The organism is Pseudactinotalea suaedae, assembly GCF_009733815.1.
GTDB lineage: Bacteria > Actinomycetota > Actinomycetes > Actinomycetales > Beutenbergiaceae > Pseudactinotalea > Pseudactinotalea suaedae.
Window position 1 is genome coordinate 70,029 of record NZ_WNXY01000001.1, and the last position, 15,178, is coordinate 85,206.

The window sequence follows — 15,178 nt, forward strand, 5'->3', positions numbered from 1 at the left end:
ACCCGCGTGCTGAGGATGTCGAGCCTGTTCGTCAGGACGTTGCGTGAGGACCCTGCCGATGCCGAGGTCGCGAGCCACCGGTGGCTGGTGCGCGCCGGGTACATCCGGCGGGCGGCGCCGGGGATCTACAGCTGGTTGCCGCTGGGTCTGCGGGTGCTGGCCAAGGTCGAGGCGATCGTCCGGGAGGAGATGAACGCGGCCGGCGCGCAGGAGGTCCACTTCCCGGCGCTGCTGCCTCGTGAGCCCTACGAGGCGACCGACCGCTGGACCGAGTACGGCCCGAACCTGTTCCGGCTGCAGGACCGCAAGGGCAACGACATGCTGCTCGCGCCGACCCACGAGGAGATGTTCACGCTCCTGGTCAGCGACCTGTTCAGCTCCTACAAAGACCTGCCCGCCACGCTGTACCAGATCCAGACCAAGTACCGCGACGAGGCGCGTCCGCGCGCCGGGCTGCTCCGCGGTCGCGAGTTCATCATGAAGGACGCGTACTCCTTCGACATCGACGACGCCGGTCTCGAGGTCTCCTACGAGACGCAGCGCGAGGCCTACCAGCGGATCTTCACGCGCCTGGGGCTGGAGTTCGTCATCGTGACCGCGACGTCGGGCGCGATGGGCGGGTCGCGGAGCGAGGAGTTCCTGTTCCCGTGCGACATCGGTGAGGACACCTTTGTCCGGTCTCCCGGCGGGTACGCCGCCAACGTCGAGGCCGTCGCCACGCTCGCCCCGGCCCCGCTCGAGGCGAGCGCGATCGCGGACCTGCCCGCCGCCGTCGTCCACGACACCCCGAACACCCCGACCATCGAGTCGCTGGTCGACCTCGCGAACGCCGAGCACCCGCGAGCGGACGGCATCCCTTGGACCGCTGCCGACACCCTCAAGAACGTGGTCGTCACCTACGCCCACCCGGGTGGTGAGCGCGAGCTGGTCGTCATCGGCATGCCCGGCGACCGCCAGCTCGACATGAAGCGGCTCGAGGCGGTGGCCTTCCCGGCGGACGTGGCGCAGGCCACCGAGGCCGACCTCGCCCGGCACCCCGAGCTGGTCGCGGGCTACATCGGGCCGATGGTGCTCGGACCGAACGGCGCACCGCGCGGCGAGAGCGCCGACGGCACGGGCGGGGCGGTGCGCTACTTCCTGGACCCGCGGGTGGTCGACGGCACCGCGTGGATCACCGGAGCCGACGAGCACGGCCGTCACACGTTCGGGCTCGTCGCCGGTCGCGACTTCACCGCCGACGGCGTCCTCGACGTGGCCGAGGTCAAGGAGGGCGACCCGGCCCCCGACGGCTCCGGTCCGCTCGAGCTGGCCCGCGGCATCGAGATCGGCCACATCTTCGCGCTCGGCCAGAAGTACGCCAAGGCCCTCGACCTCAAGGTGCTCGACCAGAACGGGAAGGCCGTCACGGTCACCATGGGCTCGTACGGCATCGGCGTCACGCGAGCGCTCGCCTGCATCGCGGAGAAGACCGCCGACGACGCCGGCCTGAGCTGGCCGATCCAGGTCGCCCCCGCTCACGTGCACGTCGTGGCGACGGGCAAGGACGAGGCCGTCTTCGAGGAGGCCGAGCGGCTGGCCGCAGCGCTGGAGACCGCCGGCCTCGAGGTGCTCTACGACGACCGGCCCAAGACCTCGCCCGGTGTGAAGTTCGCCGACTCCGAGGTGCTGGGCGTGCCCTACACGCTGGTGGTCGGCCGCGGCCTGGCGACCGGGGTCGTCGAGGTCCGTACCCGTGCGACGGGTGGGCGGGCCGAGCTGGCGCCCGACGACGCCGTGTCCCACCTGGTCGAGACCGTCACCGCAGCGCTGGGCTGAGCGGGGCGAGGGCCCGCTCGAACACCGCGGTGTCGTCGGGCCGGTCGCTCAGCACCCGGAACAGGGCCGCGCGGATCATCGCCTGGCGTGGTGCGCCCTCGCGCCACCGCACCATCGCGTCGGGATCGGCACCCCACCACATCACCGAGTCGAGCACGCAGGTGGCCTCGGCCCACAGCGGCGGCCGCCAGTAGGGCGCGATGTCGATGACCACCGGTGCGCCGTCGGCATCCAGCAGCACGTTGCCCGCGAGGTCGCCGTCGACCAGCTGGGACGCACCGAGATCGGCGTCGAGGTCGCGCTCGTCGAGCAGCCACCGCACCAGCGGCGCAGCCCCCGGCCCGGCGGCCTCCGCATCCCCGGGAGCCTCCCCGAAGGCGATCCGGTCGGCGGCGGCCCAGCGGTCGCGCGGCGGCTGGTGCGCCAGCGGCCAGTCGCGGACCCGCTCCGCGAGCTCGGCATGCAGCACGGCGGCTACCGCGAGCGTGGCCTCCAGGTCGACCAGCAGCTGCGCGCCGTCCTCGAAACGGGACGCACCCCAGCCGTCGACCACCCAGGAGCCGTCACGGGCGGGGATGGGCATCGCGATCCGCAGGTCCTGCCGGTCCCGCCCCGCGCGGGTGTCGAGGTCGACCGCCAGCCTGGCGATCACGGGGCTGAGCAGGTCGTGGACGGCGGCGTCGCGCCCGGGGGAGAGCACGAGGTCGCCGGCGCGGAACGAACCTCCCTGGCCGCCGGCCAGCGGCTCGAGCCCACCGGGGACAGCGAACAGATCCAGGACGTGGTCGGTCGGGTGCATCCCTGCCAGGCTACCCGGGCGTGCTGGCGACGCCTCAGTGACCCGCGATCGCCGGGACCGGGGCGTCGGGGTCGGCGAGGCCGGCGGCGCGCGCGGCCGAGAGAGCGAGATCGATGACGGCGCGGCGGTCGTCGTCGGCGGTCGTGGCCACCTGGGCGAGCCAGCAGGGCATCAGGTCGGCCTCGAGATCGGCGATCGTGGCGGCGAGATCGGTGGCGTCGAGGTCGTAGGAGACGGCGCGCGGGTCCTCGGGCGTGTCGGCGACCCCGGTGACCTCGGCCAGCTGCTGAGCCCGCTCCCGCCACGCGAGCGCCTCCGCTGCCGCAGGGCCGGCGTCCTCGGCGCGGGCGGCGGCGATCTCCCAGGCCTGCCCCAGCGCGTCCAGCGTGCGCACCAGGTCGACGGACGCGGCGGGGTCCAGGGCCGCGGGGAGCGCGGGCTCGACGGCGACCGGGTCGGTGCCGAGCGCGGCCGCCAGCTGGTCGGAGCGCAGCGAGCGCGACACCGCGATGCCGGCGAGCACCTCGGCCAGCCCCGCCTCGGAGATGACCGCCGCCTCGCGAGCGGCGGTGGCGGCCTCGACGAGGGCGACCTGGACGTCAGCGGCATCGCCCTGCGGCGTCGCCGGCTCCAGGTGGCGACCCGAGGAGCGCCAGACGCCGCCGAGCACGTCGAGCTGGGCGAGCGCGTCCTGCGCGACGGCGTCCAGCAGCGGCGCCAGCGCGGCATCGGTCGCAGCGGCGGCCTGCGCGAGATCGGCGAGGTGCTGCGCCTGCTCGGCGTGCTCCTGCCGCACTCGCTCGTCCGGTCCGGCGCTCTGGGTCGGCGGGTCCTCGGACTCCCAGCGCACCGCGCCGCACCCGGTGACCAGTGCCGCCGCCGCCACGACCGCGATCACGGCGAGGAGACGACGGAGCATGCCGCCGATCCTGTCACGACCCGCGGCAGCCTCCGTGTGTGCGGTCGGCGCGGCGGCGACGTAGGCTGGGAGGTCGCAGCGACAACTTCACACAGGGAGGCACGATGGGATCCGATCTCGCAGCACGACTGCACGAGATCCTCGCTCCGGTCGTCACCAGGTCCGGTCTGTACCTGGAGGACGTCGAGGTCTCCGGACCCGCACGCAAGCGACTCGTACGGGTGACGGTCGACCTTCCTGACGGCCCGGGTGGCGTCGGTTCCGACCAGCTGGGCGAGGTGTCGAAGGTCGTCTCCGAGGCGCTCGACGACGTCGACGACGCCCTCGAGGGCGCCTACCTGCTGGAGGTGAGCACGCCCGGCGTCAGCAGGCCGCTCACGGAGGCTCGTCACTTCCGCCGGGCCGAGGGGCGGCTGGTGACGATCGACACCACCGAGGGGTCCGTGACCGGCCGCGTGGTCGCCGTCGACCCCGACACGGTTCATCTGAGCGAGGAGCCCGCCAAGGGCGCACCGCTGCGGCACGCGGTGCCGCTCTCGGGGATCACCCAGGGGCGCATCGAGGTCGAGCTGCGCCGTGCAGCCGACCACGAGGAAGGTTGACATGGACATCGACATGGCCACGCTGCGCATGGTCGAGCGTGAGCGTGAGATCCCGCTGGAGGTGCTGGTCACCGCCATCGAGCAGGCGCTGCTCTCGGCCTACCTGCGCACGCCGGGAGCCCAGCAGCACGCCCGCGTGGTGCTCGACCGGAGCTCGGGGCACGTGACCGTGCTCGCCCGCGAGGTCGAGCAGCCGGCGACGGAGGACACCGAGCTCACGCTCGGGCCGGAGTTCGAGGACACCCCCGAGGGATTCGGACGCATCGCCACCTCCACGGCGCGACAGGTGATCGTGCAGCGGCTGCGAGACGCCGAGGACGAGCAGGTCCTCGGGGCGTTCCGCGGCAAGGAGGGCGACATCGTCGCGGGCGTGGTGCAGCAGGGCGGCGGTCACGGTGCCGTGCTCATCGAGATCGGTGGCGTCGAGGCCAACCTGCCGCAGCACGAGCAGGTCCCCACCGAGACCTACGTCCACGGCGAGCGGATCCGCACCTACGTCCTCGAGGTCGCCCGCGGCATGCGCGGCCCGCAGATCACGGTCTCGCGCACCCACCCGAACCTCGTCAAGCGGTTGTTCGCGCACGAGGTGCCGGAGATCGCCGAGGGATCGGTCGAGATCGCCGCGATCGCTCGCGAGGCCGGCCACCGCAGCAAGATCGCGGTCCACTCCCTCGTGCAGGGACTGGGCGCCAAGGGCGCGTGCATCGGCCCGATGGGCCAGCGGGTGCGCGCCGTCATGGCCGAGCTGCGTGGCGAGAAGATCGACATCGTCGACTTCTCCGAGGACCCGGCGACGTTCGTGGCCTCCGCGCTGTCGCCCGCCCGGGTCAGCAGCGTGCAGATCGTCGACCTCGAGGCACGCTCGGCGCGCGTGATCGTGCCCGACTACCAGCTCTCGCTGGCGATCGGCAAGGAGGGCCAGAACGCGCGCCTCGCTGCACGCCTGACGGGGTGGAAGATCGACATCCGCCCCGACACCGAGCAGGAGGTCGCGGAGGCGGCAGCACCAGCCGAGTAGTACACTTGTCTGCGGGCCTTCGCGCCCGATGTCACGTTGCCCGGGTCGCACCCGGCTGGTCTGGAGGCTTTGCGGTGGTCAGCACGACTGCCACGGCCGCCACGGTCACCGGAATGCGCACGTGTGCGGGATGCCGGGGCAAGGCCCACAGGTCCGACCTGGTACGCATGGTCGTGGACCGGCGCGCCGCGACAGCTGTCGTGGTGGTCGATCCCCGTGCGGTGCTTCCAGGACGAGGCGTCTGGCTGCACCAGCGGTCGGACTGCCTGGACCGCGCTGAGACTCGCCGGGCGATCCAGCGGGGACTGCGCGTCGCGCAGTCGCTGCCGCTCGAGCAGGTCAGGGCCTGGTTCGACAGCCATGCATGAAACGTCGTTGATCATCGACATCAGAAAGCGGGTCAAGGCCGATGGGCACCCGATGAGCACCCAGCGATGAGCAAGCACCACTAACGACGGTCTGACCCTGTCCCGGGCGGGCCGAGACAGGAGAAGTGTGGCCAAGGTCCGCGTACACGAGCTCGCGAAAGAGCTCGGCGTCGACAGCAAGACGGTGATGTCGAAGCTCCAAGAGCTTGGAGAGTTCGTCAAGTCAGCGTCATCGACCATCGAGCCGCCCGTTCAGAGGCGGCTCCGAGAGGCGTTCCCCGACGCCCCTGCGGCGGCTGAGAAGCCCGCCGCCAAGCCGGCGGCGAAGCCGTCGGTGAAGCCGGGCCCCGCGCCCGCACCCCAGGCTCCTGCGCCGCAGGAGGCACCTGCTCCCGAGCCGGAGCCCGTGCCGGAGCCCGCGCCGCAGCCGCAGCAGCAGGAGGAGCCCCGCGACGAGCGGCCCGCCGCCTCCGCGGCGCCGGATCAGGAGTCCCCGAGCCCCGCTGGTCCGCGACCTGCCGCTCCGCGTCCGGCCGCACGGCCGGGCAACAACCCGTTCGCGCCCTCGCAGGGCATGCCGCGTCCCGGCCAGCGTCCGCGTCCCGACGCGGGCGAGCGGCCCGACCGCGGCACCGACCGCGGTGACCGTGGCGACCGCGGCTCCCAGCGCCCCGGCGGTGGCGAGCGTGGCGGCGTGCCGCGCCCCGGCAACAACCCGTTCGCGCCCTCGCAGGGCATGCCGCGCCCCGGTGGCAGCGGTGGCCCGCGTCCCGGCGGCGGTTCGCGCCCCAGCCCGGGCATGATGCCCGACCGGTCCTCGGTCGGTCGTCCCGGCGCACCTGCGCGTGGCGGCGGCCCTGGCGGCGGTCGCGGCGGCGGTGGCCAGCGCCCCGGTGGCGGTGGCCCCGGTGGCGGCGGCGGCGGCTTCGGAGGCGCCCGTCCGGGCGGTCCCGGTGCCGGTGGTGGCTTCGGTGGCGGTCGTGGCGGTGGCCGCGGCGGTCGCGGCGGCACCCAGGGCGCGTTCGGTCGCGCCGGTGGTCGTCCTGCCCGTGGGCGCAAGAGCAAGCGCGCGAAGCGTCTCGAGTTCGAGCAGCAGGGTGCGCCGTCGCTCGGCGGCGTCACGGTTCCCCGCGGTGACGGCAGCACCGTCATCCGGATCCGGGCCGGCGCCACGCTGAGCGACCTCGCCGACCGCATCGACGCCAACCCGGCGAGCCTGGTGACCGTGCTGTTCCACCTCGGTGAGATGGCCACGGCGACCCAGTCCCTCGACGAGGACACGTTCCAGACCCTCGGTGCCGAGCTCGGCTACGTGATCGAGATCGTGTCCCCCGAGGAGGAGGACCGCGAGCTGCTCGGCACGTTCGACATCGACCTCGAGGCTGAGGAAGCCGCCGAGGGCGACGACGATCTCGAGGCACGGCCGCCGGTCGTGACCGTCATGGGTCACGTCGACCACGGAAAGACGGCGCTGCTGGACGCGATCCGCAGGACCGACGTGGCAGCCGGCGAGTCCGGTGGCATCACCCAGCACATCGGTGCCTACCAGGTCCACACCGAGCACGAGGGCGCGGACCGCGCGATCACCTTCATCGACACCCCGGGTCACGAGGCGTTCACCGCCATGCGTGCACGTGGTGCGAAGGTCACCGACATCGCGATCCTGGTGGTCGCGGCCGACGACGGCGTGATGCCGCAGACGGTCGAGGCGATCAACCACGTGCAGGCGGCAGGCGTGCCGATCGTGGTGGCGGTCAACAAGATCGACAAGGAGGGCGCGAGCCCGGACAAGATCCGTGCCCAGCTCACCGAGTACAACCTGGTGGCCGAGGAGTACGGCGGCGAGACCATGTTCGTGGACGTCTCGGCCAAGCAGCGGATCGGCATCGACGAGCTTCTCGAGGCCGTGCTGCTGACCGCGGACGCCGCGCTCGACCTGCGGGCCAACCCCGACAAGGCCGCGCGAGGCGTGGCCGTCGAGGCCAACCTGGACCGCGGCCGCGGTGCCGTGGCCACGGTGCTGGTCGAGTCCGGGACGCTCGCCGTCGGCGACTCGATCGTGGCCGGTACGGCTCACGGTCGTGTCCGCGCGATGTTCGACGAGCACGGCGAGAACCTGGACGTCGCGCTTCCTGCGCGTCCGGTCCAGGTCCTCGGCCTGACCTCGGTGCCTCGTGCCGGAGACTCCTTCCTGGTGGCCCCCGACGACCGCACCGCGCGGCAGATCGCCGACAAGCGTGAGGCCGCCGAGCGCGCCGCCACGCTGGCGAAGCGCCGCAAGCGCGTGTCGCTGGAGGACTTCACCCAGGCCCTGGAGGCCGGCAAGGTCGAGACGCTCAACCTCGTTCTCAAGGGCGACGTCTCCGGTGCCGTCGAGGCGCTCGAGGACGCGCTGCTCAAGATCGATGTGGGCGACGAGGTCGAGCTGCGGATCATCCACCGTGGTGTGGGTGCGATCACGCAGAACGACGTCAACCTCGCCACCGTCGACAACGCGGTCATCATCGGGTTCAACGTGCGTACCGCACCGCGAGTCGCGGAGATGGCCGACCGCGAGGGTGTCGACATCAAGTACTACTCGGTCATCTACCAGGCGATCGACGACGTCGAGGCAGCCCTCAAGGGCATGCTCAAGCCGGAGTACGAAGAGGTCCAGCTGGGCTCTGCCGAGATCCGGCAGGTGTTCCGGTCCTCCAAGTTCGGCAACATCGCCGGTTCGATCGTCCGCTCCGGCACCATCCGCCGCAACAGCAAGGCTCGCCTGCTGCGCGACGGCGTGGTGCTCGCGGACAACCTCACGATCGAGTCCCTGCGCCGCGAGAAGGATGACGTCACCGAGGTCCGCGAGGGCTTCGAGTGCGGTATCGGGCTCGGTGCGAAGGATGTCAACGAGGGCGACGTGATCGAGACGTTCGAGATCCGCGAGAAGCCGCGCGACTAGCAGCACCGCGCAGCGACCGATCCCGAGGATCTCCACGCCGGCCGGGCGCGGACCGAGACGAGAGTGCTCGTCCCGGGCCCGCCCGGCCGGCGTCGAGACCCGACGGTGAGGCACAACCCGGGCGCACGACGCCGGGGTAACCCAAGGAGAGTGCAGTGACTGACCACCCACGCGCCAGGAAGCTGGCCGAGCGGATCCACGAGATCGTGGCGCGGATGATCGACACCCGCGTCAAGGACCCCCGGCTCGGGTTCGTCACCGTGACCGAGGTCCGCGTCACCGGGGACCTGCAGCACGCGACCGTGTTCTACACCGTCTTCGGCGACGAGCAGGAGCGGCAGGACTCGGCCGCAGCGCTCGCCTCCGCGACCGGGCTGATCCGGTCCGAGGTCGGGCGCCAGACCGGGGTGCGGCTCACACCCACCCTGGAGTTCACGCTCGACGCCGTGCCGGAGACCGCCGCTCACCTCGAGGCAGCCCTCTCGGAGGCTGCGGCACGTGACGCCGAGCTGGCCAAGGCGCGCGAGAGCGCCACCTACGCCGGTGACGCGGACCCCTATCGCAAGCCTGCCGAGCCGAGCGACGACGACGACGAGAAGTAGGTCGTCTCGATGAGCGCCGTCGGTGACGGCATCGTGCTGGTCGACAAGCCTGCCGGTCTGACGTCGCACGACGTCGTCGCGCGGGTCCGCCGCGCCGCCGGCACCAAGAAGGTCGGCCACGCCGGCACCCTGGACCCGATGGCGACCGGGCTGCTGCTGCTCGGTGTCAACCGCGCCACCCGGCTGCTGACCTATCTGGTCGGTGCCGACAAGACCTACCTCGCGACCATCCGGCTCGGACAGGCGACGGTGACCGACGACGCCGAGGGCGAGCTGACGGCGACCCCCGGCATCGGTGAGGTCGACGAGACCACCCTGAGCTCCGCCGTCGGCGATCTCACGGGTCCGATCGAGCAGGTGCCGAGCTCGGTGAGCGCGATCAAGGTGGACGGCCGGCGCTCGTACGCCCGGGTCCGAGCCGGGGAGGCGGTCGAGCTGCCCGCGCGCCCGGTCACCGTCCACACCTTCGACGTGCTCGCCGCCCGTCGCAGCGACGCCGACGGCACGCCGGTGACCGACCTCGACGTCGAGATCCGCTGCTCGTCCGGCACCTACGTCCGTGCGCTGGCGCGCGACCTCGGCTCCGCGCTGGGCAGCGCCGGCCACCTCACCGCGCTGCGACGCACCTCGGTGGGGGACTTCGCCGTCGAGGAGGCCCAGACCCTGGAGGACCTCGCCGACGACGTGCGGCTCGTGAGCCCGAGCGACGTCGCCAGGCGGGTGCTGCCGATCCGGGATCTCAGCGAGCGGGAGACCACCGAGATCCGTTACGGGCGCGGCATCGGTCCCTCGGCGACCGACGGCGTCGTGGCCGCGTTCTCGCCCGACGGTCACGTCGTGGCGCTGCTCGCCGACAAGGGTGACCGCGCCCGCCCGGTGCTCGTGCTCGACCCCGCCTGACCCTCCTCGCGCACACGAACCGCGAGACGGCTCCTGGTAGAGTTGGCGAGTAATCGATTTCTCGGGATGGCACGGCGCGGGCTGTCACATCCGTACTCGACGAGGAGCCACGAGGACGAGCATGAGGACGATCGACAGCACCGAGGGCGCCGCCCTGGCGATGCCGCTGGGTGGCATCGGGACCGGCAACGTGGCGATCTGCGCCGACGGTGCGCTGCGCCAGTGGCAGCTCGCGAACCTGGGGAACCATCGCGGGGACCTGCCCAGCACGTTCTTCGCGCTGCGGGTCCAGCGCGGTGAGCCGCCGCTGGGTGTGACCCGGGTGCTCGCCGCGCCGTCGGCGACGCCCGCGGACCCGGCGCCGCTGGTGACCGACCACCTCGTGCCGTCGTGGCAGCGGGAGCTGGTCGAGCGGGTCGGCGGAGCACGCCGCACCAGCTTTCGGGCCACGTACCCGGTCGCCGAGCTGGACTACGACCTGGACCTGCCCGTGGCGGTCAGCATGCGGGCGTTCACGCCGATGGTGCCGTTGGACACCGACGCGAGCTCGATCCCCACCGCGATGTTCGAGCTCACGCTCACCAACACGGGCACGGTCGGCGTCCACGTGTGGCTGGCGGCGTCGATGCAGAACCCGATCGGCCACGACGGCGCCGGCGCGCCCGTCGGGGTGCACGCGCCCGGGTACGGGGGCAACACGAACCGGGTGCAGCGCCGCGAGGGCTGGACCCGGCTCGTGATGGAGAGCCTGGGCCTGCTCAAGACGAGTGCGGGCGCCGGGCAGGCCGTGCTGACCTGCGACGCCGCGCGCACCGTCGCGCTGCCGCAGTGGCGCGAGCTGGGGGAGATGCTCGACTTCCTCGCCTCGCGAAGCCCGTTCGGGGAGTCGGCGCGGCTCGATCACGCACCGCAGCTGGCCGATGCCCATCCCGGCGCGGTCACGCCCTACACCGGCCCCAGCCCTGCCGGTTCGACCTGGAACGGGACGCTCGCGGCACCGGTGCCGCTGGCTCCCGGCGAGAGCAGGACCGTGAGGTTCGCGATCGCCTGGCACTTCCCGAACCGGTACGTGAACTTCAGCCAGTTCGGCCAGCCCGACCCGCGGTGGGGACCGACGCAGTTCTGGCTCGGCAACCACTACGCCACGCGTTACGCCGACGCCGAGGCGGTGGCCGACCGCGTCGAGCGCGAGTGGCGCGAGCTCGAGCGCGACACCCTGGCCTGGACCTCGGTGCTGACCGGGTCCGGCCTGCCTGCGGACGCCGTCGAGCACCTGGCCGCGCAGGCGGCCGCGTTGCGCAGCCCGACATGCTTCCGCACCGCCGACGGCGCGTTCTACGGCTTCGAGGGCGTCAACGGAGCCTCGACGGTCGGCCATGCCGGTGACATCGGCGGATCCTGCCCGCTCAACTGCACGCACGTGTGGAACTACGAGCACGCGCTCGCCACGCTGTTCCCCGACCTCGAGGTGTCGATGCGCGACACCGAGCTGGACGTGATGCAGGCGCCGAACGGTGCCATCCCGCACCGCGTGGTCGCACCGGCGTACCTGCGCCAGATGTGGGATCGCCCGATCGGCGGCCCCGAGCAGCCCGCGCTCGACGGCATGCTGGGGACGATCCTCAAGACCTACCGCGAGCTGCGCTCGGGCGCCGTGGACCGGGACTGGCTCGACCGGAGGTGGGGGTCGCTCCGTCGCCTGCTCGACCACGTCCGCAGCACCTGGGACCCCGAGGGCAGCGGCGTGCTGAGCGGGATCCAGCCGAGCACGCACGACATCGACCTGCACGGGCTCAACAGCTTCATGGGCACGCTCTGGCTCGCCGCGCTGCGAGCGATGGAGGAAATGGCGCGGATCCGGTCCGAGGACGGCCTCGCCGCTGAGCTGCACGAGCTGTTCCGGCGCGGCAGCCGCACCTACGACGAGGAGCTCTTCAACGGCGAGTACTACCGGCAGAAGCTCGACCCCGGTGCGCCCACGACCTACCAGTGGGGCGAGGGCTGCCTCACCGACCAGCTGATCGGCCAGTGGTGGGCGCACGAGCTCGACCTGGGATATCTGCTCCCGGCTGACCACGTCAGGTCCGCGCTGCGCGCGGTCGTGCGGCACAACCTGTGCACCGACTTCGCCGCACGACCGCACGGGCAGCGTGCGTTCGCCGACGGCGCCGACGTCGGCCTGCTCATGTGCACCTGGCCGACCGGTGGTCGACCCGAGGTGCCGACCCGCTACGCCGACGAGGTCTGGACGGGGACCGAGCAGCAGGTCGCGGCGCACTGCCTGTGGGAGGGCCTGGAGGACGAGGGCTGGACGATCATGCGCGGCATCTGGGCTCGCTACGACGGCAGCAGGAGGAACCCGTACAACCACATCGAGTGCGGTGACCACTACGCACGGTCGATGTCGGGATGGACGGTGCTGAACGCCTGGAGCCGGCGCCGCTACGACGCGCTCACCGGCGTGCTCGATCTTCGGCTGCCGGACCCGGGCGAGCGCGTCCCGCTCGTGCTCGGGACCGGGTGGGGCTTCGCCGAGCGCGACGGGGACGGCGTCCGCCTGGTCGCGGTGGTCGGTGACCTGCACGTCTCGGAGGTGCGGACCACCGCCGTGGATGCGGTTCCGGACGGCGCACCGAGCAGCGCAGGCCAGGCCTGAGGGACAGGTCAGTCTCGCGGTTCCACCGTCCCCTGGAACACGCGTGTGGTGACCGTGGAGCCGACCTCGACGCCCACGCTGCGCCACCAGGCGTCCAGCTCCGGGCTCCGGGTGCGGCCGAGGAGGTTGGCGTACTCGTGCGAGGAGTGCGGGTGGTCCGAGCCCCAGCTGCCGGTCACGTCGATCGCGCCCGCGGGTGCGCCGCCGATGCGGGCGACCGGGTCGAAGGGATTGCGGACCGAGACCACCGTGGTGCCGGCGGGGATGTCGAAGTTCCCGCCGCCGGCGCCGGCGGTGATGATCGAGGCGATGTCGTGGCGGGCGCGCACGTAGGGGTCGGCGGCCAGGTCGAGCGCGGCGAAGCTGCTCTGGCTGTGCGTGGCCAGGTGGATCGGCACACCCTCGGGGATCTCGTCCATCGCCGCGAGCATCAGTCGACGAAGGGGGGTGTCCTTGCCGGAGGCGGCTCCGACCGCGCCGTAGGCACCCATCGGGTTGGTGCCGTCGGAGTCCAGCGACCAGTCCTGCGTCCCGGGGACTGACATCAGCGCGGCCTGGCTGCCGTCGGGGCGCGTGAGCATGTCGACCCGGACCGCGCCCTCGTGGTCGTACATGGCGCTCATGTCGTGGAGCAGGTCGCCCGGGCTCGTGGGGATCGTGTCGTCGATGGCAGCGGTGTCGGTGATCTCGCGGACCCCCGTGCGGTCGGCCCGCTCGTCGGCCACCCCGACGATGCGGTCGACCAGCCACGGCCCCGCGACCGCTCCCACGATCGAGCCCACCGGGCCGCCGACGACCTGACCGAGCAGCCCGAGGACCAGCCGCCCGGCACCGCGCGCCCAACCGGCCTCGCGCGCCTCGCGCACGTCGTTGCTCGCGCTCTCCTGCTGGTCCGCCTCGCGTACGACCCGCTCCGAGGAGTCGGCGAGACCCGTCGCGACGTGGTGCAGCACCGGTGCGAGCCGGCTCTGCCACGCCTCGGTGAACCGGTGGTGGTCGGGTCCGTGCCAGGCGAGCGCCGTGATCGAGCGGTCGAGGCGGACCGCGACGTCGGAGAGCTGGTCGGCACCGGCGGCAGCGGCGGCGGCCCACTCGCGCAGCGCGGCGAGGTCGGCGCCGTGCGTCACCGGCGCGCTCACGGCAGCAGCTCCTGCACGCGCCCGGCGAGGTCGGCGCCGGGGAAGACCTCGGTGACGGGGCCGCCGGGAACGGCGACCAGGACGACGGCGTGCTCGCCGATCCTCGCCGCGAGCGCGGCCATCGCGTCGCCGACCGGGGTGGCGGCGTCGAGCGCAGCGACCTCGACGCCGGCCGGTCCGGCTGGTGCGAGGAGCAGCACCCGGTCGCGACCGACCGCCACGAGACCGGCGAGGGCGGTCGCCGTCCCGACCGAGACCAGCGCCGAGCTCGACGTCAGCACGTCGCCGACGACGACGGCCTCGCCGTGGGGGAGCACCTCGCCTCGGCGCTCGGTGGCCCGGCCGGTGGCGATCAGCTGCTCGAGGCCCGAGGGGTCGGGAGCGGCCGTCTCGGCAGGGCTGGGCAACCCGAGGGCGACGGCGACCAAGGTCGCCGAGCCACCAGGGCGCAGCGACAGCAACCAGGTGAGCTCCGCCGTCGTGAACCGCGAGGCGACCACAGGGGTGGTGGACATGGCGCCGACGCTACGGAGGGTCGCCCCGACCCCGCCAGAGCTGGTGAGCCGGAACGTTCCGGCCATGACCGGGCGTTGACAGCCGATACAGTAACGATATATCGTGAGCGCATCGCGAAAGGAGACACACATGCGATACAACGACCACAACACCTCAGACAACGACAACGACCGACCTCGTCGAGGCGGTCGTCGCCGCCCCAGCTTCGGAGAGGCGGTCGGCCCGGGCTTCGTGCCCGGCTTCACGCCCGACGACGCGGAGGGGGGCGAGCATCCTCGCCGCCGTGGGCGCGGGCGCGGCTCCGGGTTCGGCCCGGGTGGCCCCGGCTTCGGCCCTGGCTTCGGACCGGGATTCGGTCCCGGGGGCCATCGCGGCCGCCGCGGCCGCGGCCGACCGCGAGGCGATGTCCGCGCGGCGATCCTGCTGCTCCTCGAGGAAGGACCACGGCACGGCTACCAGCTGATCCAGGACATCGCCGAGCGCTCGAACGGGTCCTGGACCCCGAGCGCCGGCTCGATCTACCCCACGCTCCAGGTGCTCGAGGACGAGGGGCTGGTGACGATCCAGCCCGTCGAGGGTCGCAAGACCGCCTCCTTGACCGAGGCCGGGGGGACCTACGTCAACGACCACCGGGAACGGCTCGGGACCCCGTGGCAGGACTCGGAGGAGGAGAGCGGCGAGACCGTCTTCGCCCTGCGGGACTCCATGATGGGTCTGGCCGAGGCGGCCAAGCAGGTGTTCCGCGTCGGTGACGCCGACCAGCAGCGGCGTGCTGCGGCCACGCTCACCGAGGCCAGGACCGCGATCTACCGCATCCTCGCCGAGGTCGACGACCCGACCGACACCTCCTCGTGAACGCCTGCGGGTTGCGGCGGCCGGGCGGCTCGGCTACGGTGAGAAAAC

The 15,178-nt window shown here is 72.6% G+C and carries 13 protein-coding genes; 9 read left to right on the forward strand and 4 right to left on the reverse strand.

Annotated features, from left to right (window positions below; translation table 11 throughout):
• Nucleotides 1-15: 15 nt before the first annotated feature.
• The gene (locus GPA04_RS00350; protein ID WP_156222313.1) at nt 16-1,815 is read left to right on the forward strand and encodes a proline--tRNA ligase; all 1,800 of its coding nucleotides are present in this window, start codon (nt 16-18) and stop codon (nt 1,813-1,815) included.
• Here GPA04_RS00350 and GPA04_RS00355 read toward each other — a convergent pair.
• Nucleotides 1,796-2,614 carry an aminoglycoside phosphotransferase gene (locus GPA04_RS00355; RefSeq protein WP_156221208.1) on the reverse strand — a complete coding sequence of 273 codons (819 nt, stop codon included), beginning with the start codon at nt 2,612-2,614 and terminating at the stop codon, nt 1,796-1,798. The genes GPA04_RS00350 and GPA04_RS00355 overlap by 20 nt on opposite strands.
• Before the next feature lie 34 nt (nt 2,615-2,648).
• Nucleotides 2,649-3,533, reverse strand: a complete 885-nt coding sequence (locus tag GPA04_RS00360; protein ID WP_156221210.1) for a hypothetical protein — start codon at nt 3,531-3,533, stop codon at nt 2,649-2,651.
• A 104-nt stretch (nt 3,534-3,637) separates the two neighbouring features.
• Here GPA04_RS00360 and rimP point away from each other — a divergent pair, with 104 nt between their 5' ends.
• The 7 genes from rimP to GPA04_RS00395 all read left to right on the forward strand — a co-directional run bounded on the left by rimP (nt 3,638) and on the right by GPA04_RS00395 (nt 12,620).
• The gene (gene rimP / locus GPA04_RS00365) at nt 3,638-4,135 is read left to right on the forward strand and encodes a ribosome maturation factor RimP (protein WP_156221212.1); all 498 of its coding nucleotides are present in this window, start codon (nt 3,638-3,640) and stop codon (nt 4,133-4,135) included.
• A gap of 1 nt (nt 4,136) precedes the next feature.
• Nucleotides 4,137-5,153 (forward strand): transcription termination factor NusA, encoded by a 1,017-nt coding sequence (gene nusA / locus GPA04_RS00370; RefSeq protein WP_156221214.1) that lies wholly within the window; start codon nt 4,137-4,139, stop codon nt 5,151-5,153.
• A gap of 167 nt (nt 5,154-5,320) precedes the next feature.
• On the forward strand, nt 5,321-5,521 hold the full coding sequence (locus GPA04_RS21465) for a YlxR family protein (RefSeq protein ID WP_366464048.1): 201 nt from the start codon (nt 5,321-5,323) through the stop codon (nt 5,519-5,521).
• A gap of 127 nt (nt 5,522-5,648) precedes the next feature.
• Complete coding sequence (gene infB / locus GPA04_RS00380; protein ID WP_156221218.1) at nt 5,649-8,462, forward strand: translation initiation factor IF-2; 2,814 nt, start codon at nt 5,649-5,651, stop codon at nt 8,460-8,462.
• Nucleotides 8,463-8,617: 155 nt separating this feature from the next.
• Entirely contained in the window at nt 8,618-9,064 is a 447-nt protein-coding gene (rbfA, locus tag GPA04_RS00385) for a 30S ribosome-binding factor RbfA (RefSeq protein WP_156221220.1), read from the forward strand.
• A 9-nt stretch (nt 9,065-9,073) separates the two neighbouring features.
• Nucleotides 9,074-9,964 (forward strand): tRNA pseudouridine(55) synthase TruB, encoded by an 891-nt coding sequence (truB, locus tag GPA04_RS00390; protein ID WP_156221222.1) that lies wholly within the window; start codon nt 9,074-9,076, stop codon nt 9,962-9,964.
• A gap of 121 nt (nt 9,965-10,085) precedes the next feature.
• On the forward strand, nt 10,086-12,620 hold the full coding sequence (locus GPA04_RS00395; protein WP_156221225.1) for a GH116 family glycosyl-hydrolase: 2,535 nt from the start codon (nt 10,086-10,088) through the stop codon (nt 12,618-12,620).
• Between the two features lie 8 nt (nt 12,621-12,628).
• Here the strand turns inward: GPA04_RS00395 and GPA04_RS00400 are convergent, their stop codons facing one another.
• Both GPA04_RS00400 and GPA04_RS00405 read right to left on the reverse strand, forming a co-directional pair.
• A complete protein-coding gene (locus tag GPA04_RS00400; RefSeq protein WP_156221227.1) occupies nt 12,629-13,759 on the reverse strand; it encodes a hypothetical protein in 1,131 nt (376 codons plus the stop codon).
• Nucleotides 13,756-14,274, reverse strand: a complete 519-nt coding sequence (locus GPA04_RS00405) for a hypothetical protein (protein ID WP_156221229.1) — start codon at nt 14,272-14,274, stop codon at nt 13,756-13,758. Before GPA04_RS00405 ends, GPA04_RS00400 begins: the two co-directional genes overlap by 4 nt.
• Before the next feature lie 130 nt (nt 14,275-14,404).
• Here GPA04_RS00405 and GPA04_RS00410 point away from each other — a divergent pair, with 130 nt between their 5' ends.
• Nucleotides 14,405-15,130, forward strand: a complete 726-nt coding sequence (locus tag GPA04_RS00410) for a PadR family transcriptional regulator (protein ID WP_156221231.1) — start codon at nt 14,405-14,407, stop codon at nt 15,128-15,130.
• The last annotated feature ends 48 nt before the right edge of the window (nt 15,131-15,178 follow it).

Excerpts from the sequence above, each read along its gene's own strand:
- GPA04_RS00350 (WP_156222313.1), top strand. The coding sequence starts at position 16 with ATGTCGAGCCTGTTCGTCAGGACGTTGCGTGAGGACCCTGCCGATGCC.
- GPA04_RS00355 (WP_156221208.1), bottom strand. The coding sequence starts at position 2,614 with ATGCACCCGACCGACCACGTCCTGGATCTGTTCGCTGTCCCCGGTGGG.
- GPA04_RS00360 (WP_156221210.1), bottom strand. The coding sequence starts at position 3,533 with ATGCTCCGTCGTCTCCTCGCCGTGATCGCGGTCGTGGCGGCGGCGGCA.
- rimP (WP_156221212.1), top strand. The coding sequence starts at position 3,638 with ATGGGATCCGATCTCGCAGCACGACTGCACGAGATCCTCGCTCCGGTC.
- nusA (WP_156221214.1), top strand. The coding sequence starts at position 4,137 with ATGGACATCGACATGGCCACGCTGCGCATGGTCGAGCGTGAGCGTGAG.
- GPA04_RS21465 (WP_366464048.1), top strand. The coding sequence starts at position 5,321 with ATGGTCGTGGACCGGCGCGCCGCGACAGCTGTCGTGGTGGTCGATCCC.
- truB (WP_156221222.1), top strand. The coding sequence starts at position 9,074 with ATGAGCGCCGTCGGTGACGGCATCGTGCTGGTCGACAAGCCTGCCGGT.
- GPA04_RS00395 (WP_156221225.1), top strand. The coding sequence starts at position 10,086 with ATGAGGACGATCGACAGCACCGAGGGCGCCGCCCTGGCGATGCCGCTG.
- GPA04_RS00405 (WP_156221229.1), bottom strand. The coding sequence starts at position 14,274 with ATGTCCACCACCCCTGTGGTCGCCTCGCGGTTCACGACGGCGGAGCTC.
- GPA04_RS00410 (WP_156221231.1), top strand. The coding sequence starts at position 14,405 with ATGCGATACAACGACCACAACACCTCAGACAACGACAACGACCGACCT.